The organism is Methanophagales archaeon (genome assembly GCA_021159465.1).
Taxonomy (GTDB): domain Archaea; phylum Halobacteriota; class Syntropharchaeia; order Alkanophagales; family Methanospirareceae; genus G60ANME1.
This window is the reverse complement of the sequence record JAGGRR010000069.1, coordinates 1-20,098: the sequence shown is the minus strand read 5'-3', so window position 1 is coordinate 20,098 and position 20,098 is coordinate 1. Positions and strand designations below refer to the sequence as shown.

At 47.8% G+C, this 20,098-nt stretch carries 16 protein-coding genes, 3 tRNA genes, 2 rRNA genes and 1 pseudogene; 9 read left to right on the top strand and 13 right to left on the bottom strand.

What is annotated here, in order from left to right; translation table 11 throughout:
• Positions 1-48: 48 nt before the first annotated feature.
• The 6 genes from infB to J7J01_03800 all read left to right on the top strand — a co-directional run bounded on the left by infB (position 49) and on the right by J7J01_03800 (position 4,685).
• Positions 49-1,833: a translation initiation factor IF-2 gene (infB, locus tag J7J01_03825; GenBank protein ID MCD6210012.1), complete on the top strand. Its 1,785-nt coding sequence runs from the start codon at positions 49-51 to the stop codon at positions 1,831-1,833.
• Complete coding sequence (locus J7J01_03820) at positions 1,817-2,209, top strand: 30S ribosomal protein S6e (protein ID MCD6210011.1); 393 nt, start codon at positions 1,817-1,819, stop codon at positions 2,207-2,209. The genes infB and J7J01_03820 overlap by 17 nt, the downstream gene beginning before the upstream one ends.
• Before the next feature lie 107 nt (positions 2,210-2,316).
• Positions 2,317-2,547: a hypothetical protein gene (locus J7J01_03815; protein MCD6210010.1), complete on the top strand. Its 231-nt coding sequence runs from the start codon at positions 2,317-2,319 to the stop codon at positions 2,545-2,547.
• On the top strand, positions 2,540-3,640 hold the full coding sequence (locus J7J01_03810; protein ID MCD6210009.1) for an alanine--glyoxylate aminotransferase family protein: 1,101 nt from the start codon (positions 2,540-2,542) through the stop codon (positions 3,638-3,640). Before J7J01_03815 ends, J7J01_03810 begins: the two co-directional genes overlap by 8 nt.
• A gap of 5 nt (positions 3,641-3,645) precedes the next feature.
• Positions 3,646-4,104: an aspartate carbamoyltransferase regulatory subunit gene (locus tag J7J01_03805; GenBank protein MCD6210008.1), complete on the top strand. Its 459-nt coding sequence runs from the start codon at positions 3,646-3,648 to the stop codon at positions 4,102-4,104.
• Positions 4,101-4,685, top strand: a complete 585-nt coding sequence (locus tag J7J01_03800) for an imidazoleglycerol-phosphate dehydratase (protein ID MCD6210007.1) — start codon at positions 4,101-4,103, stop codon at positions 4,683-4,685. Before J7J01_03805 ends, J7J01_03800 begins: the two co-directional genes overlap by 4 nt.
• A 63-nt stretch (positions 4,686-4,748) precedes the next feature.
• On the opposite strand, the gene J7J01_03795 is transcribed toward J7J01_03800, so the two are convergent.
• The 7 genes from J7J01_03795 to J7J01_03765 form a co-directional block, all read right to left on the bottom strand.
• Entirely contained in the window at positions 4,749-7,244 is a 2,496-nt protein-coding gene (locus J7J01_03795) for a 4Fe-4S dicluster domain-containing protein (GenBank protein MCD6210006.1), read from the bottom strand.
• Positions 7,245-7,504: 260 nt separating this feature from the next.
• A tRNA-Cys gene (locus J7J01_03790) sits at positions 7,505-7,577 on the bottom strand.
• Between the two features lie 97 nt (positions 7,578-7,674).
• Positions 7,675-10,598: ribosomal RNA gene (locus J7J01_03785) — 23S ribosomal RNA — on the bottom strand.
• Between the two features lie 126 nt (positions 10,599-10,724).
• Positions 10,725-10,796, bottom strand: a tRNA-Ala gene (locus J7J01_03780).
• Positions 10,797-10,878: 82 nt separating this feature from the next.
• Positions 10,879-12,368 (bottom strand): 16S ribosomal RNA (locus J7J01_03775).
• The 16S and 23S rRNA genes sit together here with 2 tRNA genes alongside, the layout of an rRNA operon.
• Positions 12,369-12,653: 285 nt before the next feature.
• Positions 12,654-13,871 carry a glycosyltransferase family 4 protein gene (locus J7J01_03770; GenBank protein MCD6210005.1) on the bottom strand — a complete coding sequence of 406 codons (1,218 nt, stop codon included), beginning with the start codon at positions 13,869-13,871 and terminating at the stop codon, positions 12,654-12,656.
• Positions 13,816-14,859: a glycoside hydrolase family 130 protein gene (locus tag J7J01_03765; GenBank protein ID MCD6210004.1), complete on the bottom strand. Its 1,044-nt coding sequence runs from the start codon at positions 14,857-14,859 to the stop codon at positions 13,816-13,818. The genes J7J01_03770 and J7J01_03765 overlap by 56 nt, the downstream gene beginning before the upstream one ends.
• A gap of 80 nt (positions 14,860-14,939) precedes the next feature.
• Here J7J01_03765 and J7J01_03760 point away from each other — a divergent pair, with 80 nt between their 5' ends.
• Both J7J01_03760 and J7J01_03755 read left to right on the top strand, forming a co-directional pair.
• Positions 14,940-15,293, top strand: a complete 354-nt coding sequence (locus J7J01_03760) for a 50S ribosomal protein P1 (protein ID MCD6210003.1) — start codon at positions 14,940-14,942, stop codon at positions 15,291-15,293.
• 31 nt (positions 15,294-15,324) lie between these two features.
• Positions 15,325-15,399: transfer RNA gene (locus J7J01_03755), tRNA-Glu, on the top strand.
• Here the strand turns inward: J7J01_03755 and trmY are convergent.
• The 6 genes from trmY to J7J01_03725 all read right to left on the bottom strand — a co-directional run bounded on the left by trmY (position 15,381) and on the right by J7J01_03725 (position 19,757).
• Positions 15,381-15,980 carry a tRNA (pseudouridine(54)-N(1))-methyltransferase TrmY gene (gene trmY, locus J7J01_03750; protein ID MCD6210002.1) on the bottom strand — a complete coding sequence of 200 codons (600 nt, stop codon included), beginning with the start codon at positions 15,978-15,980 and terminating at the stop codon, positions 15,381-15,383. The genes J7J01_03755 and trmY overlap by 19 nt on opposite strands.
• Positions 15,981-16,148: 168 nt before the next feature.
• Positions 16,149-16,547: a hypothetical protein gene (locus J7J01_03745; GenBank protein MCD6210001.1), complete on the bottom strand. Its 399-nt coding sequence runs from the start codon at positions 16,545-16,547 to the stop codon at positions 16,149-16,151.
• Positions 16,548-16,741: 194 nt separating this feature from the next.
• Positions 16,742-18,196 (bottom strand): TrkH family potassium uptake protein, encoded by a 1,455-nt coding sequence (locus J7J01_03740; GenBank protein MCD6210000.1) that lies wholly within the window; start codon positions 18,194-18,196, stop codon positions 16,742-16,744.
• 62 nt (positions 18,197-18,258) lie between these two features.
• On the bottom strand, positions 18,259-18,666 hold the full coding sequence (locus J7J01_03735; protein ID MCD6209999.1) for a hypothetical protein: 408 nt from the start codon (positions 18,664-18,666) through the stop codon (positions 18,259-18,261).
• Positions 18,667-18,918: 252 nt separating this feature from the next.
• On the bottom strand, positions 18,919-19,089 hold the full coding sequence (locus J7J01_03730) for a hypothetical protein (GenBank protein MCD6209998.1): 171 nt from the start codon (positions 19,087-19,089) through the stop codon (positions 18,919-18,921).
• Complete coding sequence (locus tag J7J01_03725) at positions 19,080-19,757, bottom strand: type II secretion system F family protein (GenBank protein ID MCD6209997.1); 678 nt, start codon at positions 19,755-19,757, stop codon at positions 19,080-19,082. Before J7J01_03725 ends, J7J01_03730 begins: the two co-directional genes overlap by 10 nt.
• A 73-nt stretch (positions 19,758-19,830) precedes the next feature.
• Here J7J01_03725 and J7J01_03720 point away from each other — a divergent pair.
• Positions 19,831-20,098: pseudogene (locus J7J01_03720) on the top strand (IS5 family transposase).

The following is a 20,098-nucleotide window of genomic DNA, read 5'->3' as shown; positions in this document are numbered from 1 at the left end:
TGAAAAGAAAGATTAAAATAGAAATAGAAAAGATGAGAGGGGGAAGTCATGGAAAGACCGCTAAGGACACCGATTCTCTCTGTACTGGGACATATAGACCATGGGAAGACCACTTTACTCGATAGTATCAGAGGTACAGCAGTAGCAGCGAAGGAAGCGGGTGGTGTAACGCAGCATATAGGTGCTACGGAGATACCAATTCAGGTGATAAAGGAGATCTGTGAACCCTTAAAGAGCGATTGGACTGGAATTGAACTTCCAGGATTATTGTTCATTGATACTCCAGGGCACTACGCTTTTGCATCACTGAGGAAGCGGGGAAGTGCTCTGGCAGATGTCGCAGTACTTGTGGTGGATGTGATGGAAGGTTTTCAACCCCAGACTTACGAATCATTGAGCATTCTGAGACTATTGAAGACTCCTTTTGTTGTCGCATTGAATAAGATAGATAGAATAAAGGGCTGGCAGTCATCGAGGAAGCCATTTATTATAAATTACCAGACACAACCGGAATTCGCGAGCAGGGAGCTGAATACACGGATATACGAGATAGTGGGTGACTTATATGACAAGGGCTTCTCCGCTGACCGATATGACCGGATCAGTGACTTCTCAAGAACTGTGAGTATCGTGCCGGTGAGTGCGAAGACAGGGGAAGGAATAGCAGATTTGCTACTCGTTCTTATAGGTTTGGCGCAGAAGTACTTTGAGAAGAGCTTGCGGCTGCATCTGGAAGGTCCAGGTGTGGGTACGATACTGGAGAAGAAGGAGGAGCGCGGGCTTGGAACCACGATTGATGTTATATTGTACGATGGTAAGCTCAGCGTGGGAGACACGATAGTGGTGGGAAGCGCGGAAGAAGAGCCGATAGTGACAAAGATAAGGGCATTATTAAAACCGAGAGCACTTCAGGAGATAAGAACAGAGCAGAGATTCAGGCGTGTAAAATCCGTGAGTGCCGCTGCAGGGGTGAAGATAATGGCGCCAAATATAGAGAATGCACTTCCAGGCTCTCGTGTTCGTGCTGTCCCCACTACGGGTAATGTAGATGTGGATATAGAGCGGGTAATTGAAGAGATGAAGGATGAAATAGCGGAGATGAAGCTGGACACATCATCCGAGGGGCTGATTATAAAGGCAGACACGATGGGTTCTCTGGAAGCATTAGCTCTGGAATTGAGAAGCGAGAAGATAGAGCAGATAAAGAAGGCGGAAGTGGGGAATATCTCAAAGCGAGATGTAGTTGATGCCACCATGGTCAGTGACCGCTATTTGAGAGCTATTCTGGGCTTTAATGTTGATGTTCTACCCGATGCGAGAGAAGTAGCCATGCAAAATGAGATCCCTCTCTTCGTGAGCGATGTCATTTACAGAGTGATAGAGGATTATGAGAACTGGGTCAAGGAGGAGAAGGAACGAGAGAGACAGGAGAAGATAGACAGGCTGACAACGCCAGCGAAGATAAAGGTACTACCCGGGTGTGTATTCAGGCAGAGCAAACCTGCTATATTTGGGATTGAAGTATTGTGTGGCAGGATAAAGACTGGTGTGGAATTGATAAAGTCAGACGGCACAAATATAGGTAGTATAAACGAGATACAGAACAGAGGTGAGAGCATAGCCACTGCAGATGAAGGTATGCAGGTGGCTATCTCGATGAAGAAACCCACCTTTGGGCGGCAGATAAAAGAGAATGAAATCCTATATGTGGATGTGGATATAGAAGAAATGAATAAGCTGAGAGGTTTACTGTCACCGGATGAGGAGAAGTTGCTGACGGAAGTGTATGAAATAAAAACAAATAGGAGGAGAAGAGATGCAGGTCGTGATTAGTGACCCAAAGACGGGTAAAGGATACAAGCTGGAAGGTAAGGATGCAGAAGTGAGTGCTCTATTCGTGGGTAAACGGATAGGGGATTTAGTGGATGGAGATATCCTGGGGCTAAGTGGCTATATGCTGGAAGTAAGAGGTGGCTCAGACCGTGATGGTGTACCAATGCGGGCTGATGTACCAGGAGCAGGAAGGAGGAGAATCCTGATCACTTCACCGCCCGGTTACAGACCCCGGGAAAAGGGCAAGAGAAGAAGGAAGTATGTCAGGGGTAATGAAATTTCAACTGATATATCGCAGATAAATGTGAAGATAAGAATGTATGGTAACCAGCCGATAGAGAAGATATTTGGTGAGATGGAAGAGGGAGGGGCGTGATTGAGTTCGTTAATTGAGACCTTGATTGAAGGCATGTTAATGTTATGCAAAGACAAAGAGCAAGCTCTTTTCATCCAAATGCATATTTGAAACATAGGAGGAACGTCGTGGATGGGTTAAAGGCGAGGACGAAGATAATCAAGATGATGGAGAATGTGGATATGGAAACGGAAACGACGGCAAGGATGATATCGGAGTTCGCTGCTTTGGGTTATCATTCATCATTACATCATTTACACCTGCTGGAAGAGGAGAAGATAGTGAAACGAAGCGGTAAAAGACCCTATAAATGGACATTGACCGGAAAAGGACAGAAAGGTATCATCAAAGATGAGTGAAGAATTGCTCATGATTCCAGGACCGGTGCCGGTATTACCTCGCATTCGTAATGCGATGTCAAAGCCGATGATATACCACCGCGGTGATGAATTCAGGGAGATGTATGTGGAGATAGTGTCAGCGCTGAAGTGGATATTTCAGACGAGGAACGACCTCTTCGTGCTCAGTGGCTCAGGTACATGTGCAATGGAAGCGGCGATAGGGAACCTCGTTCGTAAGGATACCCCCATAGTGAGCATAGCCAATGGCAAGTTTGGCGAGCGGTTAGTTGAGATAGGAAGGAGGTATAGCGATAATGTCACCGCAGTTAACTTCGAATGGGGCAGTTCAATCGAACTGGAAGAGGTGAAGGCCGCTATGGAAGAGAAGCATCCTCAGGTTGTTACAATGGTACATAACGAAACATCAACGGGTATTCTCAATCCAGCAGAGGCTATTGCAAGACTCACACGTAAGTACAATGCACTCCTCGTGCTGGATTGCATCACCTCGATTGGGGGTTACGAAGTGCCGGTGGACGATTGGGGAGTAGACATTGCCATCGTTGGCTCACAGAAATGCCTCGGTGCACCGCCTGGGTTGTCAGCAATCTCGGTAAGTGAGCGTGCATGGAAGATGATGCTGAATAATAATGATGGTGGTGATAATAGTGAGAGACCATATTATATGGACCTCATCGCTTACAAAGACAGTTTTGATAAGGGACAAACGCCCTATACACCTGCTTTACCACTGTTCTTTGCATTGCATGAGGCATTGGAGTTGATAAAAGAGGAAGGAATGGTAAAGCGAGTAGAGCGTCACAGGAGACTCGCAAATACTCTCCGCTCTGCGGTCACAGATATGGGGTTGAGTTTATTCCCGAGACTGAACGATCTGAGTGCGTACTCCAATACGGTAACTGCGATAAAGGTACCGGAGGAGCTCGATGATGCACGCTTGAGGGGCGGTATGCGAGAGCGAGGGGTGATGATCGCAGGAGGTCAGGGTAAGCTGAAGGGTAAGATTTTTCGGATAGCCACAATGGGGAATATAAGAGAGGGTGAGGTCTCAAGAACCATACAGGCACTGGAGGAAACACTGAGAGAGTGACAGAGATGAAGAGGGAGCTGAAGGTTGTTCCTATAAAAAATGGCACTGTTATTGACCATATCTCTGCCGGTCAGGCACTGAATGTGCTTCACATACTGGGAATCAATGCAAAGACCGACGCGATTGTAAGTGTGGTGATGAACGTACGTAGTGATAAGATGGGCAGGAAGGATATAGTGAAGGTAGAGGACAGGGAACTGAAGCCGGAAGAAGTGGATAAAATCGCTTTGATTGCACCAAATGCCACTATAAATATAATACGCAACTCGGAAGTGATAGAGAAGCATAAGGTATATTTACCTGAATTTATAGAGGGTATAATAAGATGTTCGAATCCCAATTGCATATCTAATGCGGAGAGGGAGCCGGTTGTACCCAGATTTGTGACTTTGAGCTCAAATCCTCCAAGGTTCCGGTGTTTCTACTGTGAGCGGATAATGGAGGACGTATCAGGGTATATATGAAGGATAATATGAAGGAGAGGAATGCGCGAGTAAAGAGGGAGACGAAGGAGACGAGGGTGGTGGTGGAACTTGAACTTGATGGTAAAGGTGCCACTAAGATAGACACTGGAATTAAATTCTTTGACCATATCCTCACTGCTTTCGCCACTCATGGATTCTTTGATCTCGTTGTGAATGCAGAAGGGGACCTGAGCCATCATATCATCGAAGATACCGCTATCACTCTCGGCAAAGCGTTCAAAGATGCAATTGCAGCTGATAGGGCTAAGACCGTGAGGTATGGTCTCGCTGCGGTACCAATGGATGACTCTATTGCGAGATGTGCAGTAGATATCGGAAGTATAAGTGGAGAGGGTAGAAGCTACACAGTCTTAGAATTGGGCTTAGTCAGGGAGCGGGTTGAAGACCTCAGCACCGAGGACATACCCCATTTCCTGGTTTCTTTCGCATCACATGCAAATCTCACACTCCACATATATGCAAGGGGGGAGAACGAGCACCACAGGATCGAGGCAATATTTAAAGCGCTTGGTATTGCACTGGATAAGGCAACGAGGGTAGAAGAGAGGAGGATAAAGTAATAACACGTGCGCATTTCGCGACCGGGAATCTGGGAATAAAAGTTCATATTCCTGCTCTTGCGATTATGTATGTGGAGATTGCTGCTCTGTCTTTGTGATCAATCGTGGTATGAGGGTTGAATACCTGCCTAATTGTATCCCATACCGCCTGTTATATTCTGATATATCCATCAGTTCTCCTGACCTGTGTCTCGCTCTCTTTATTCTCATATCTTCTATCTCCCAGCCTTGCTCCTTCTCAAGTTTGCGTAGCAGCTCCATGCGTCGCATCACATGTAGCTCCTGCTCTGACCGAACATAGAGGTACCAGTCATCGGGATATTCATCAAAGAAATCCTTATGCGTCTCATTCTCTGCTTCCAAACTCGCTAAACGTGGGTCTCGTAATGCAAGTGGTCTGTGTAGCAGTTTAGCACACATCGCTATCGCCTCCTCCTTCGTCTCTACCGGAACGAGCATGTGCACCGGACAGGGCTCTACCTCCTTCTTCTCGCCTGTTACACCATCATACATCCACCACTTGCTCCTGTCATGTCTGTCACCGATGAAGAAACGTACGAACTTGAAGCCGGAAGGACCCACTACTACTGGTATACCCGACCTGAGGAGTCCAGAAGCCACCGCATACATTTCCTCCGTTGCCGCACCCCACATTATCACAACCACTGGCAGTCTCGCATAGAGATAATCCACAACCTGCGTCCAGTTCGCCTTTGGAGTGTACCCACTGCCGACCAGAGCACCACGATAAATTGCTGATGGTACATGAGAGATCGCGGTGCAGCCACCAAAATTCACCAGCCCCTTTAATACCCCCGCTGCAATATACTGCTGGAATAGACATCTTCGCTCTTCCTTATCCATATATTTCGCAGCATCTGCTGCTACACACCCCGATACGCAGACGAGATAGTTTCGTTCCAGGAAATATCGTGCCATGTCTGCAACTTCTCGCTCGGATGTACAGCCACAGCCTATTATATTCACCATCCCCGGTCCATTCCCACCGAGGATAATACCAAAGGTCAGGTCTCGCCATTCCAGTTCTGACATTGGTCCTCTACCTGCACGCATGAGATACCTGTCTTCTCTTATTTTGCCTGCTGCCGATGCTGCACTGATCACCAGGTCGAGTATCCGAATACCTTCAGGACATACCTGCTCGCACCGGGCACAGAACGAGCAATTGTCGTAGACTTCTGCGAGTGCATTCAAATCACCGTTTGCAGCCTGTACCATCGCATTGCTTATTGCAACCCTGCTCGGGCATATAGAGAAGCATTTGTCACAGCCTTTACAGCGCAGTGCCTCCCGTCTCAGTTCATCTCCGGACATCAAATAGTCTCCCCTTCTCCTGCGCTTCTGCTCTCTCGCCAGCTCGACTGCCAGTTCACCTGCCTTCTCCGGATCTGTAACTCGCACACATTGTCTGGATATTACATCCCCTGTCTCTGAGAAAGGTTCTGGTTCTAAGCCCTTCACCGGCGTGTACCCCGATACTATCACGATTGTATCCACACGCTTCGCCTCCTCAACCACATCGAACTCGAAGCATAAGTCGCTAACAACAACAACATCCGCGATCCCTGACCTGATCGCCTTCCTTGCTTTTACACCAGAAGATAGTACCTTCGCTCTATTATAAAATCGAGGCAGGTCATGTCCAACAGCACCAGCACCACAGATCTCTATCTCCTCCTCCTGATGCTCCCTCACCACATACTGCACAGCAAACCATGCAGGTAGGAAATTATTACCAATGAATAGTATAACCGGCTTATCTGTGTCAATTGTGCCCATTCCTACTTCAATCTCAGCAGCAGGGAATTCAGGATATTCTGTTGCTGCATGTTTACCAGCATTGAGGAGATCAAAGCAGCACATCTTTATGCTCTCTGCCACTTCCATTACGAGAAAAGTAAGTGAGCCTGCATGTAGTGCTTTCTCTTCCAACTCCCGTTCACTCTCGTTACTGAAATACGCACTTATAAGTAGCTCGGACAGCTGCGATTCCGCATACGATAGCGCTTTACTTACATCAGCCAGATCCTGGATGTAAAAACCTGTCAGCATTGACGTGTTTGGGGTTGGATATGTGATCGTGCTTCCCATGTCTATCTGTCTATTTGGACCGAATAGTTGAAGTGAGAACTCGAACAGCTCTTTCGCAACTGCTAATTGCTTACACAGCCCTTTACAAGCTTCCTGCAAGCTCCTCTTCGCATGGTAGGCTCTTAAATCAAGTCCACACAGTCCCTCATTGCCTGTACAGGGTCCCTGAGTGCAATCTTTACACTTAGATACTTCAATTTCATTTACAGTGTAAACTGGACAATAGCGGTCCATGAGTACATTGTCCCATTCAGCGATATCTGTGGCATGAGCATATATGTTTAATTTAGGTCTCCACTGTTTCAATCTCCTCTCACCTATCTCAGTGAGTATATCCATAGCGATGTCCTCCAGATCCCTGCCATGAAGTCCATGTACTGCCTCTTCCAGATTCACCTCCACATCTCCTACTTTGACCACCCTCATCTTCTTATTATTCTTATCCATGCTCACATCCTCATTACTGAACATACATATAAGTTACTTGCACGTCCCAGAAAAAGGTTAAGAAGAAAGATCGCGATAAATTATGCAGCAACAGAATGTAGCCATTTCGGGTCGCGCCACCTGTTTTGAACTAAGCATACCCTGCCATTCATCATCTGTCAGCCTGTTCTACACCGGCTGCTTGATCATAGACGCCCTGGAGTAATTCTCCTAAAGGGTTATAATTGATAACTTCCGATGGTTCATGGATTATAAGCATAAGCCAAGGCCCGGATTTGAACCGGGGTAGAGCTGATCTGCAGTCAGCCGCGTGTGCCTCTCCGCCACCTTGGCTGTATTTCTATTTCTATTTCTCTTCAACGAAAAATTTCAATGAGAGCAGAAAAAGAATTAAGCACTTTACAGTTCTGATTTCATCTGAGTCCGGCATATAAAGGTGTGGACGTTAGTAGCTGCGGGCTGAAAATCTCCCCTTTCGGGTCGATTCTTACACCCCAGCCCTATCAAACCGTTCTTCTAACGGTGTCCACGAGGTCTCTTTTTGGGGCTGGCTTCGAGCTTAGATGCTTTCAGCTCTTATCCATTAGCGCGTAGCTGCCCGGCAATGCCCTGTCGGACAACCGGTACACCAGAGGCGCCGCTGCTCTGTTCCTCTCGTACTAAAAGCAGCTTCCCCTCAGACCCCAGCACCCCCAATAGATAGCAACCGACCTGTCTCACGACGGTCTAAACCCAGCTCATGATCTCCTTTAATAGACGAACAGTCTTACCCTTGGCTGCTGCTGCACAGCCAGGATGGAGAGAGCCGACATCGAAGTAGCAAACCTCCAGGTCGATATGGACTCTCGCTGGAGACAACTCCGTTATCCCCGGGGTAGCTTTTCTGGCGTCTTTAAGCCCTACCAAAGAGCTATAAAGGTTCGCTAGACCCGACTTTCGTCCCGTGACCTCCTGCTATGCGAGGTCACATCAGGCTGACTTTTGCTCTTGCACTCTACGGTGGAGTTCTGTCCCACCTGAGTCAACCTTCGGGCACCCTCGATATCTTTTCAAGGGTATGGCGCCCCACCTAAACAGCCCACCAACCGATGTCCTCTTCCGAGTTAGGGACACAACTCCAGAAGGGTAGTGTTCCATTGGCGGCTCCGTATTCCCTGGCGAGAATACTTCGTTGCCTCCTACCTACGCTATACATCCGAAGTCGTGGCTCAACGGCAGGCTGCTGTAAAGCTCCACGGGGTCTTCGCTTCCCCTTGGGGGTCCCCGGTCTTTTCACCGGGATGATGATTTCGCCGGTTTCCAGCTAGGGACAGTAGAAGGCTCATTCCTCCTTTCGTGCAAGCCGCCAATTAAGCGGCTAGGTACTACGCTACCTTAAGAGGGTCAGAGTTACCCCCGCCGTTTATAGGTCCTTCGTCCCCTTGGAAGGGGCTTTCAGATACCTACACTGGGCAGGAGTCAGTGACCGTACTAATCCTTACGGACTTGCGGTCACCTATGTTGTTATTAGACAGTTAGCCTTCCCTTGTCACTGCGACCTACCTTTCACAAGGCAGGCACCCCTTCTCCCGAAGTTACAGGGCTAATTTGCCGATTTCCCTTAGCTGGATTTACCCGACACGCCTGAGCCTGCTCAGCTAGGGGCACCTGTGTCGGTTCTCGGTACGGACATCCAGTCATCCTTTTCACGGACTCCCGGGCTCGACTGACTTCCGCCATCACACTTTCACCTACTTCTCGCCATTATGGCTCTCCATAGGCTTCAGTGCTTGGACGGTGCGACGACACCGCTCAATCTACCCGGAAGTGTCGGACGCCTTAAGGCATAGACTGGATGGCGCAGGAATATTAACCTGCTTCCCTTTTGATATGCTCCAGTTAGGACATATCTTAGGACCGGCTAACCCTTGGCTGACGAACATTGCCAAGGAAACCTGGCCCCTTCGGCGATCGGGATTCTCACCCGACTATGCTGCTACTATCGCCAGGATTCTCGTTCCTGCCCGGTCCACACCTCCTCACGAAGATGCTTCCACCCAGACAGGACGCCCCCCTACCGGATCTCCTCACGGAGCCCTGGGGTATCGGTGGTCAGCTTAAGCCCCGTCCATTTTCGATGCCACAAACCTCGGCTGGTGAGCTGTTACGCACTCCTTAGAGGATAGCTGCTTCTAAGCTAACCTCCCAGCTGTCTGAGGTTTGTGACGCTCTTTAGAGTTGACACTTAGCCGACACTTAGGGACCTTAACCCCAGTCCGGGTTCTTTCCCTCACGGACTGGGAGCTTACCCCCCAGCCCGGGCTCCGACCTTCTATGACGATAGCGCCTTCGGAGTTTGACAGGAGGGCGAGGTCTTTCGACCCCGTATCCTCCAATCGGTGGCTCTACAACGCTATCAATCTCAGGTCGGGTCATACTGTGGTATGTTTCGGGGGGAACCAGCTATTGCCGGGTTCGATTGGCCTTTCTCCACTAAACGCAGGTCATCCGAGAGATTTGCAAGTCATCACCGGTTCGGCCCTCCATTCCCCTTTCGGAGAACTTCAGCCTGCCCACGCTTAGATCACCCGGCTTCGGGTCATATCCCAATGACTCCACGCAGTTCATACGTCGTTCCTCTCTAACGATGCGAACCTGTTGGTTACCCTGCGGCTTCCCCTCTCCAGGTTAACCTCGCCATTGAGATATACTCCCTGGCCCGTTCTCCAGAACGTACGATACGACCCTGTTCAAGAACCCTCGTACTGATCCTTCACAGGATTTTCCTTCGGGCTCCTTCATCACTTTCAAGCCGTATCACACCATAGCCATTTAGTTTCAGGCTCTTTTCACCTCCTTATTCGGGGTACTTTTCAGCTTTCCCTCACGGTACTATTCCGCTATCGGTCTCAAGACGTATTTAGTTTTGGAGGTTGGTATCCCCCAGCTTCCCGCAGGAAATCCAACCTACGGTACTCAAGTAAAAGTCGAACCCGCTATCTTACGCCTACGAGGCTATCACTCTCTATGGCGCCTCGTTCCAGAGGACTTCGGCTTCGATAGTGTGGGTTCTATGACCTTTACTTGCAACCCCACATCTCCTCACTCTTTCGAGTGAGGATTCAGTTTGAACTCTGCCGCTTTCACTCGCCGTTACTCACGGTATCTCAATTGATTTCTCTTCCTGCTCCTACTAAGATGTTTCAATTCGGAGCGTTCCCGATCCCTAAGGACCGATCCAGAGGATCAAGAGTTCCCATTAGGGCATCCCCGGTTCTAAGGCTCCTTGTACCTACCCGGGGCTTTTCGCAACTTGGCACGCCCCTCTTCGGCGCTTGAGCCGAGCCATCCACTAAATGGCGTATACACCAGCTACCGAACTCATTGGATGTCAGAGCTGTAAAGTGCTTATGACAACTTCATCTGGCTACAATTGCCATCAGTTCTTCCCTGAATAACATGATGTTATTAGGTGCATTCCTCTACATATACATCCACATATGGACTCGCTGGGATTTGAACCCAGGGCCTTCGCCTCGCAAAGGCGACGATCTTCCACTGATCTACGAGCCCTAAGATAACCCCAGCATCTTATCATATATAAACTTTGAACCAACCCCTGGTGTAATCATTCAGTCCTGATTGACTTAGAGTTAGGAGGTGATCCAGCCGCAGATTCCTCTACGGCTACCTTGTTACGACTTAGCCCCCCTTGCGAGGCTTAGGTTCGAACACCCCAATAAGGATGTCCTCACCTAAACCCCACTCGGCTGGCTTGACGGGCGGTGTGTGCAAGGAGCAGGGACATATTCACCGCCCCGTTTTGAGGGGCGATTACTACGGATTCCGGGTTCACGAGGGCGAGTTGCAGCCCTCGATCCCAACTTAGGGTAGCTTTAGGGGATTTCCTTCCCCTTTCGGGGTCGGTACCCATTGTACTACCCATTGTAGCACGCGTGTAGCCCGGAGGATTCGGGGCATACTGACCTACCGTGGCCCGCTCCTTCCTCCACCTTAGCGGTGGCGGTCCTCACAGAGTGCCCATCCTCCTTGCGGAGATGCTGGCAACTGTGAGCGCGGGTCTCGCCCGTTGCCTGACTTAACAGGATGCTTCACAGCACGAACTGCCGACGGCCATGCGCCACCTCTCAGCTAATCTGGTAAGGTCTTCAGCCTGACCTTCATCTTGCTGTCTCCTCCGGTGAGTTTTCCGGCGTTGAATCCAATTGAACCGCAGGCTCCACCCGTTGTGGTGCTCCCCCGCCAATTCCTTTAAGTTTCAGCCTTGCGACCGTACTCCCCAGATGGCGGGCTTAACGGCTTCCCTTCGGCACTGGCACCACTCGCAGTGATGCCAACACCTAGCCCGCATCGTTTACTGCTAGGACTACCCGGGTATCTAATCCGGTTCGCGACCCTAGCCTTCGTCCCTCACCGTCGGACCTGGTCTGGTCAGACGCCTTCGCTACCGGTGGTCCCCCAAGGATTAATGGATTTCACCCCTACCCCTGGAGTACCTCTGACCTCTCCCAGTCCCAAGTCGAGCAGTATTCCCTGGAAGTTTGACTGTTAAGCAGCCAAATTTCCCAAGGAACTTACTCAACCGGCTACGGACGCTTTAGACCCAATAAAAGTGGCTACCACTTGGGCTGCCGGTGTTACCGCGGCGGCTGGCACCGGTCTTACCCAGCCCTTACTTCAGGTGCTTTTTAGACACCTGAACAGCCTCCTTAGGAGGCACTCAGAGTTCCCTTATCGTGCTTTCGCACATTGTAAAGTTTTCGCGCCTGATGCGTCCCGTAGGACCTGGGTTCTTTTCTCAGAACCCATCTCCGGGCTATTGCTCTCACAACCCGTACCGATCGTAGGCTTGTTGATCCGTTACATCAACAACAACCTAATCGGCCGCAGACCTATCCTTGGGCGCCTCAGCTTTTGGACATCCTGCATTCCAGCAAGCGATGTCCCATCCGGTATTAGCCCCAGTTTCCCGGGGTTATCCCGGACCCAAGGGCAAGTTGTCCACGTGTTACTGAGCCGTCCGCCGGTTTGGTCATCAGATGCAAGCATCGGATGACCACCCCTCGACTAACATGGCTTAATCGAACTCTGATAGCAGTAGCCTCTGGCAGGATCAACCAGTATTACCGAGCATGCACAAACGAGCATACACACACCCCTCTGAGCCAATCAGATTTACTGGATTACCAGTGGGTTAGCTCTTACGTCGGACACGAAATCACCATACTCGTGTCCCCATATGCATTCTTCTGTCTATAGCATAGTGGAAGTCAACCCATCATCCTCGGGTTATCCCCCTCTCAGAGTTGACGCCGGTACTATGCTACTATAAATGTATGATATCCTATTACTTTAAAAACCTTTCACCTGATATATAAAACTTTCCTCGTCATAAAACACCTACCTCTTCTATGCCTCTATGCTGAGCTCTTTGTAAAGCTCAAGATACTCTTCTCCTGTTTTTGTCCATGAATACGCACCTGCTCTTTCCTTCCCTTTTCTCTTCAATTCCTCACGGAGGCTCGCATCATGGAGCAATTTTGACATCCCCTCTGCTATGTCTTCAATACTATATGGACTTACAAGAACAGCAGCATCTCCGGCAACCTCTGCCGTCCCCCCTATATTTGATGTTACAACCGGTGTTCCTGCTTGCATAGCTTCTATTACAGGCATCCCGAAACCCTCACAGAGCGAGGGATAAACAAGTAAGTCAGCATGCTTTAAAAGCGTGTCCAGCTCTTTATCCGGTATGAATCCCGTAAATATTACCCTATCACTCATTTCCGCTTCTTTTACCGCGCGGTCACACCTCTTCTTCATCTTTTTCAGGTATGGATTACTGGATACAGCACCAGTTATTACCAGCTTCCCCCGATACCCCTCCTCCTTTACCAGTTTTGAGAACGCATGAATCAATCGCACAATATTCTTCCGCTCGTGTATTCCACCAACGTTAAGAATGAACCCGAACTCTAAATCGAATCGTGCTTTGAGGTTCTTTTCTATCTCTTCATCCGGCTCTGTTAGTTCTCGTATTCCATTGGGGATGACTCTAATCCGCTCTGCAGATACGCCCACTTTAGTTATAAGCTCATGCTTTGAATATTCAGACACCGTAGTTATCAGATTATTCAGGCGACACGCTTCTCGGGTACCACGTCGGTATAGCAGATGATTCCTGAAGAACCCCATCGCTTCACGGTATGTGAAAGGAATAACGTCATGTACAGTAAGAATGGACGGTACCTTCTTACGGAATGGAAAACTCCAGTTATAAGGGAAATGAATAATGCCTGCGCCTTCCTGTGATGCAATGTTCTGGATGGTAACGGAATCCAGCCATGCATTCTTCAATGACATTGAGTGCGAACGGCACGGTAAAGGAATGGTAGTAACATTAGGACAGTCTTCAAATATGCCCTCTGTCTCGTTAAATCGGTGTTTTTTGCAGAGTATAATCACATGATGTCCTTTCCCTGATACATACCTCGTTAGCTCTATAACGCCCTGCTCAACGCCACCCACAACGCCGTCGTATTTCCTGAAATCCATTACTATTTTCATCCTCTTAAAAGCTATCAAGTAGACTTTCAATATCCGTGATAGCCACATTTGTGGTCTCATCGGACGCGCCATAATACACATAAATCTTATCATCTCGCTCGGCAATACCGTTTGAGAATATCACATTCGGGAAGAATCCCGCAGTCTCGTAAGGTTCCGTGGGTGTCATTAGCGGCACAGATGCCCTTCGTATTACACGGTATGGCTCGTCAAGTGCGAGAAGCATGCAAAATAGTGAATATACGCTGTTATCCCCCTTAGCGTGGTAAATGACGAGCCAGCCCTCGGGAGTCTTTATTGGCGGCGCTCCTGCTCCTATACGCTGTGACTCCCATTTATTGTCTCTTGTACGTGCAATGCATTTATGATTTCCCCAGTGAAGAAGGTCAGGAGATTCGCTGTACCACATGGCAGGCATACCAAATCGGGTATTGTTTGGACGATGGAGTGCGACATACATGCCATTAACCCGCTCAGGGAAAATAGCTACATCCTTGTTCTCTGGATGAAATATAAGCCCTTTCCTCTCGATACTTCTAAAATCCTCGGTAACTGCTAAAGCAGTAGCCCATGAATCTTCGGAAACCGCAGTATAGGTGATGTAGTATTTACCGTCAATAAACGTTATTCGCGCATCTTCCACACCGTATCTCTCAGACTCATTCCCGGGACAAATAAAAGGTGCATCATCAACTTCAAAGTTGATGCCATCCTTACTCCTGGCTATTCTGATATGACTCAGGGAAGTGAGATATTCCTGCCCCCTATATACAACACTGCGTGTATCTTTCGGTATGACTTCAGGGTCAGAAGCGTCGAATTCCATAATATCTGGTTGCCCCTTTCCGTTATCATCAAACCGATATATCGGTGTGCGGATATATCCTTCCCTGGGTTCGCACCCCTCCGCTACACGCACCAGAAGAATGATTTCATCGCCAAAATTCGTTGCTCCTGGATTAAAGGAGCCAATCACTTTGTACCCTTCTAATGATGGTTTTACATCTCCCGGTTTTATTATCGGATTACTTTTGTGTCTTATTATCATTTTTCCCTCCCTTTTTATTATAGGAAGATAGATCAATATATAGAATAAAGAATAAATGAGAAAGAATAAAGGAAGAGGTGATGAATGGCATGGAATATATATATGCGGCATTGCTCTTGCATAACTCGGGCAAGGAGATTACAGAGGAGCGAATAAGTGCGATCATGGAAGCAGCAGGGATTGAGGCGGACATGGGTAGGATAAAAGGGCTGGTCTCTGCACTCAATGGCGTGAACATAGATGAGGCTATATCTCAAGCTCAACCTGCTTATGCCCCTGTAACAGCGGTTCCACAGGCACCTGCAGAAGCTCCTGCGGGTAAAGAGGAAGAGAAGGGAAGAGAAGAGGAAAAGGAAGAAGAAAAGAAGAGTAAGGAAGAGGAGGAGAAAAAAGAAGAGACAGGTATGGAAGGACTTGCATCTCTCTTCGGCTAACTTTGCTTTGTTTTTTCTTTTTTCGCTCTTCGCTCCGGTAGTGTAGCTCGGCCAATCATCTCGGCCTTTCGAGCCAAGGACTCGGGTTCAAATCCCGACCGGAGCATTACTCTTCTTTCCCATTCTCTGTCTGTCCAGCTCATAATTGAGTATCGTTATACACTGTGATGCGAGATAAGAGGTGGAACCAAGGGATAGCTTTTCATGCGGGAAGCGAGTGACGAACTTTTCTTCTTTCAGCGGTAGCCCCAGATGGTCTCCGACTATAAATACGGCATCCTCTTTCAGGTACAATTCGCTTATATCTCTGCCTTTCTCATGGATTATGTAAAAGAACTTACCATCAGATGCTAATTCGGAGATCAACTGTTGAAAGCTGAGTCTACGCACACGAATACCGGGGTTCTTTCCTTTTGGTGCCTTCTTTATCCATGATGCTATACTACGCTCATCGGGTGAGACAGCACGAAGCAAGCTGCCGTAAAATGATATTACCCTCGGTGGGTTTGGAGCACCACAGGCGACTACATGGATGCATGAGTCCCGCCTTAAATCATGACTTATCCATAGCGCATTGCAGATGCATCTTGCAACCAGGTCCATCCTGCCGCCACTACCCGGTAAATCATTCAATGAGAAGTCATTGCTCGTAGCTGCTTTCCTCGCATATAATATGAATTCCCTCATTCTTTTGATGAAAGACCTCTATAATAATCCAAATATTCATTAAAAAATCTTGTGCTCAGCGAGCTATATTTATAGCCCTTCTTTATTATCCATCTCAAATCTGAATAGGAGAATATCTTATTCTTATTACACTGCTGCTTCTATCGAGCGCTGATGCAGGTACAGGTATTACCCCGATTTCACAGATAAATGACTCATGACTCCGATGTCGGGCGGGAACTCGCGGTCTCTGGCATTATCAGCGCCGTTCTCTATACCAACTCCAACTCCAGTACCGCCCGGGCATATGAACCCGAAGATGCAGTATTTCTGACCCCCCGTGACAATTAGGGCTATGTATTGATAAGAATAGAAATTGAACCAGATAAGATGGTGCTCGGGATTGATGATAGCTCTGCTCAGATAGATGTGTTGTGCCATACTGAACGGGGGAATATAAGCTTTGGAGACGAAGTGGTAGTTGGAGGGGGAATTTCTGAGGAATATGATATATGCGTTCGCCATCCAGGTACAGAAGTAAAAGCCAGAGATAAAACCATCACAATCTGCTCCCTCACCAATATCCACAGCAACAGCAACGCCCGTCGATGAACCTTCGCCTCTACATTCACCTCTCCATCAATCATTCCTCTCTTACCTAGCAGTCACAGTCATCAGCAAGTCGGCAATAGCAACGAATTGTTCGATTTGATATTCAAACTCAGAGAATTGTTCACGCATCCCTCTTCATCCGATTTAGATTCTGATACACTATAAATGTATTAAATAGGCTCAAATCCTCTTATTAAAGCCCTGAACAGCATTAAAGCTGGTATTATCTCCAAACGTCCCACCCACATGTTTAATATCAATATTATCTTACCCATGTATGGCAATCCCGGATTCGTCAGTCCGGTAGAAAGCCCCACGTTACCCTGTGCCGATGCCACCTCGAACATGATCTCTCCCAGTGGATATTGGGAGCCTACCACCACGGATAGGACACAAATACCTATAAAGAGGGAAATAAGCCAGAGGATAATGATCAAACTCGCTTCTGAGAATATCTTTGTCATGTTCTCCCTCTCCAGGAATCTATCACCAAGTCTAACGCTGATTATCGCTTTGGGCGGTAAGAAATTACGCCTCAAAGACCATTTTATCCACTTGTAGGCTATTACGGCTCTTAATAATTTCACTCCTCCCGCAGTTGAACCCGTCCCCCCTCCTATTATCATAGCTATACACATGATGAGTAATGCAGGTGATGACCAGTTGTGCATAGGTACCGTCTGAAAACCCGTACAGGTCATCCCGGAGATAAGCTGAAAGCCTGAATAGCGGGTGGCACTTAAGAGGTCAGTGCTTTGCATCAGATAATTAGCGGCTAATAGCGGTATGAAGAGGATAGAGAAGACGACAATAAAGGCTATACACTGCGTATCCTTGAAATATGACTTCATATCACCCTTCAGCACCCTGTAATGTACTAAAAATGGTATCGCTCCAAGAACCATCATCGGAATGATTGCCAGTTCGATGATAAAGCTGTTATATGTGGCGATACTGTTATCAGTGATTGTAAATCCACCGGTACCAATTGCGGTCATTGCGTGGTTTATCGCTTCCCATGGCTTCATACCGGCGATAAAAAAGATAATTATCCCTATAGAGGTCAAGAATAGATATATCCACCATGTCATTCTCACTGTTGATATGATACTCGGTTTTATACGCTCCTCCCGTGCTTCCGCTTTGTAAAGTACGTATGCACCTGTACCCGGACGTGCAAGAACGGAGAGCATCAGAACGATCACACCTACACCACCCACCCACTGCATCAGACTGCGCCAGAACTGGATTGTATGCGTGAGTCCCGACGGATGGGTAATCATTGTCAGACCCGTTCCTGTCCAGCCGGACATCGCCTCGAAATAAGAATCCAATGGGCTCATGCCCTCAATCAAGACAAAGAGGATTGCGCTAAAAGCTGGAACGACCAGCCATACCAGTGCTGCACATATCATTGCATGCCTGTATTCGGGCTCCCCTGCATATCTGAAGAAATATCTGAATAGTAACCCCAGGAGTATAATCCCAGAACCGGTAATTACAACAGGCATTATCACATCCTCATGGAAGTAGCATGCGATACCAAGCAGAAAAAATATCAGCACTCCCAGTATGACGAGGATGCTGCCGAGGTCCCTGAGCACTATTCTTAGATTTGATAGCATTGGTTGATAACTACCACTATCCCGTTAGAAGTTATTGAAATAAAAAATAAGTGGCATCGTATTCAAACATGTAACTGGAGAAAGTTGGGCATGAGTTTCAAGATTGCAAAGAGGGCAAAAGAGCTTGAAGCTAATAGTAACGCATGCTCCAAGCCCGCTATAACCTTGCCCTCACCCAGTTTCCCGGCTACCAGACCGGAACAGATACCCTGTATTATCCCACAGTGGGATAGGATCATCTTCATCCGTTCTGCATCAACATTTACAATGGTCGCTCTACCCATACCTGCGCCTGCAATCTGCTTCGCAGCTTCTGTCATCACCGGAATGAGCATCTTGTAGAGTACCAGCAGGATGAGTAGGAAGACACCAAAGGTTATATAGCAGATAGCCACATAAGGGCTCATATCTGATACCCTTTTGCGCTCCAAGGAACGCAACTCGTTCACATCCTCCGCCGCGATCTTCAATATCCCGCCTACATCCCCCCTACCCGATACCCCTCCCTGATTATCTCCATCGAACGTCTGATCATATTCGTTGGATACCGCTTTGCAAACATCCTCACTGAGTCAATCAATGTCAAATCCGCTCTCTTCGCCTGCGCAAGGTCGCGAAGCAAGCCAGGATGTATGCATCGAACGGTGCTACAAATCCTGACCAGCCTTCATGTGCCCTGCTGTAAAGGTATATGATCAGTATGATCAGTATGAGACATGCACCTATGACAGCAGATATATAAACCAGCCATAAGCCAGCCGAACCGGATTCTCTCTCACGAGCACAAACGGGTCCTTGAAGAACTGAACCATTGCTTTCTCCTGTCTCTTCTTCTTTAACGCTTCCAGAAGTCTGTCAGTCTCAGTCTCAGTCTCCTTATCTTTCATTGCCATTCGCTCCCGACAAGCCCAATGAGAATGATGAAGCCGAAGCTACCAAGATGAATTGCAATATAAACAATTGCAACGAGAGCCTCTAAAGAGGCGTTACCAAGGAAGCACATGATTGTGAGTACCACAACAAGCAGCAATGGTGCAACTACTATCCCGATTACATAAAACTCCGCGAATAGACCCAGCGTCTCTATAAAAGACTCATACTTTGCCCTCCTCTCATTCATGTATTCCCACGCTGAATTGATGAAGTAATCACTCATCTCGCCACCAGAGAGGGCTGTTGTTATCGCACCTTGGAGAAAAGCGCGCATGGTCGCGGAAGGAGTCAACGCTAAGAGCTTCTTCAGTGCCGTCATGAAATACAGTCCCAGGAGCTCAAAATCGCGTACCAGATGTCTCATCTCCCTGCTCACCTCGCTGTAAGCCTCCTCCGCATCTGATAGCTTCTTGAAAATCATGTAGGGTATCACGCCTATGGAAGCCATCGAGGATATGTATCCAATGGCATAGAGCAGTGTTCGGTCTATCTTGCCCTGCCTCTCCCAGGATATTATCTTGGAGTAATAGCAACAGCCGAAATAAGTGGAGAAGAAAGCGATTACGATACCACTGAGCATGAAGACGAAATCCAGCGCTGTGAATGATAAATTCTCCCCCAATATCATTGCTATGATAAAATTTAACCCCTTCCACCAACCATTCACAAAAGATCATCATATCACTCTCCAATCTATTAAAAGTGAAGCTATAACGATGCTGAAGGTCGTGATACTCGCAATGTGCTTTGAAGGAGATATAACCTTCGTAATAAGCGAATTAAAGGCTAAAGCATCGTTAAGGGAGTTTACAGGCTTCTAAGCAGGTTTACAGTCGATCAGTTTGTGGATATGGTGTTGAGAACCGTAAACGCCGTTTGTGGAAAGCGAAAGAGCGGAAAAACGATAATAATTGGAGATACCACCAATTTGACGGTGGATATTAACTGGTTCAGAAAGAAGTATAAGAG

What these genes read in the sequence shown, in the direction of transcription:
- infB (MCD6210012.1), top strand. Translation starts at nt 49, where the DNA reads ATGGAAAGACCGCTAAGGACACCGATTCTCTCTGTACTGGGACATATA.
- J7J01_03820 (MCD6210011.1), top strand. Translation starts at nt 1,817, where the DNA reads ATGCAGGTCGTGATTAGTGACCCAAAGACGGGTAAAGGATACAAGCTG.
- J7J01_03810 (MCD6210009.1), top strand. Translation starts at nt 2,540, where the DNA reads ATGAGTGAAGAATTGCTCATGATTCCAGGACCGGTGCCGGTATTACCT.
- J7J01_03805 (MCD6210008.1), top strand. Translation starts at nt 3,646, where the DNA reads ATGAAGAGGGAGCTGAAGGTTGTTCCTATAAAAAATGGCACTGTTATT.
- J7J01_03800 (MCD6210007.1), top strand. Translation starts at nt 4,101, where the DNA reads ATGAAGGATAATATGAAGGAGAGGAATGCGCGAGTAAAGAGGGAGACG.
- J7J01_03795 (MCD6210006.1), bottom strand. Translation starts at nt 7,244, where the DNA reads ATGGATAAGAATAATAAGAAGATGAGGGTGGTCAAAGTAGGAGATGTG.
- J7J01_03770 (MCD6210005.1), bottom strand. Translation starts at nt 13,871, where the DNA reads ATGAGACCACAAATGTGGCTATCACGGATATTGAAAGTCTACTTGATA.
- J7J01_03765 (MCD6210004.1), bottom strand. Translation starts at nt 14,859, where the DNA reads ATGATAATAAGACACAAAAGTAATCCGATAATAAAACCGGGAGATGTA.
- J7J01_03760 (MCD6210003.1), top strand. Translation starts at nt 14,940, where the DNA reads ATGAATGGCATGGAATATATATATGCGGCATTGCTCTTGCATAACTCG.
- trmY (MCD6210002.1), bottom strand. Translation starts at nt 15,980, where the DNA reads ATGAGGGAATTCATATTATATGCGAGGAAAGCAGCTACGAGCAATGAC.
- J7J01_03740 (MCD6210000.1), bottom strand. Translation starts at nt 18,196, where the DNA reads ATGCTATCAAATCTAAGAATAGTGCTCAGGGACCTCGGCAGCATCCTC.
- J7J01_03730 (MCD6209998.1), bottom strand. Translation starts at nt 19,089, where the DNA reads ATGGCAATGAAAGATAAGGAGACTGAGACTGAGACTGACAGACTTCTG.
- J7J01_03725 (MCD6209997.1), bottom strand. Translation starts at nt 19,757, where the DNA reads ATGATATTGGGGGAGAATTTATCATTCACAGCGCTGGATTTCGTCTTC.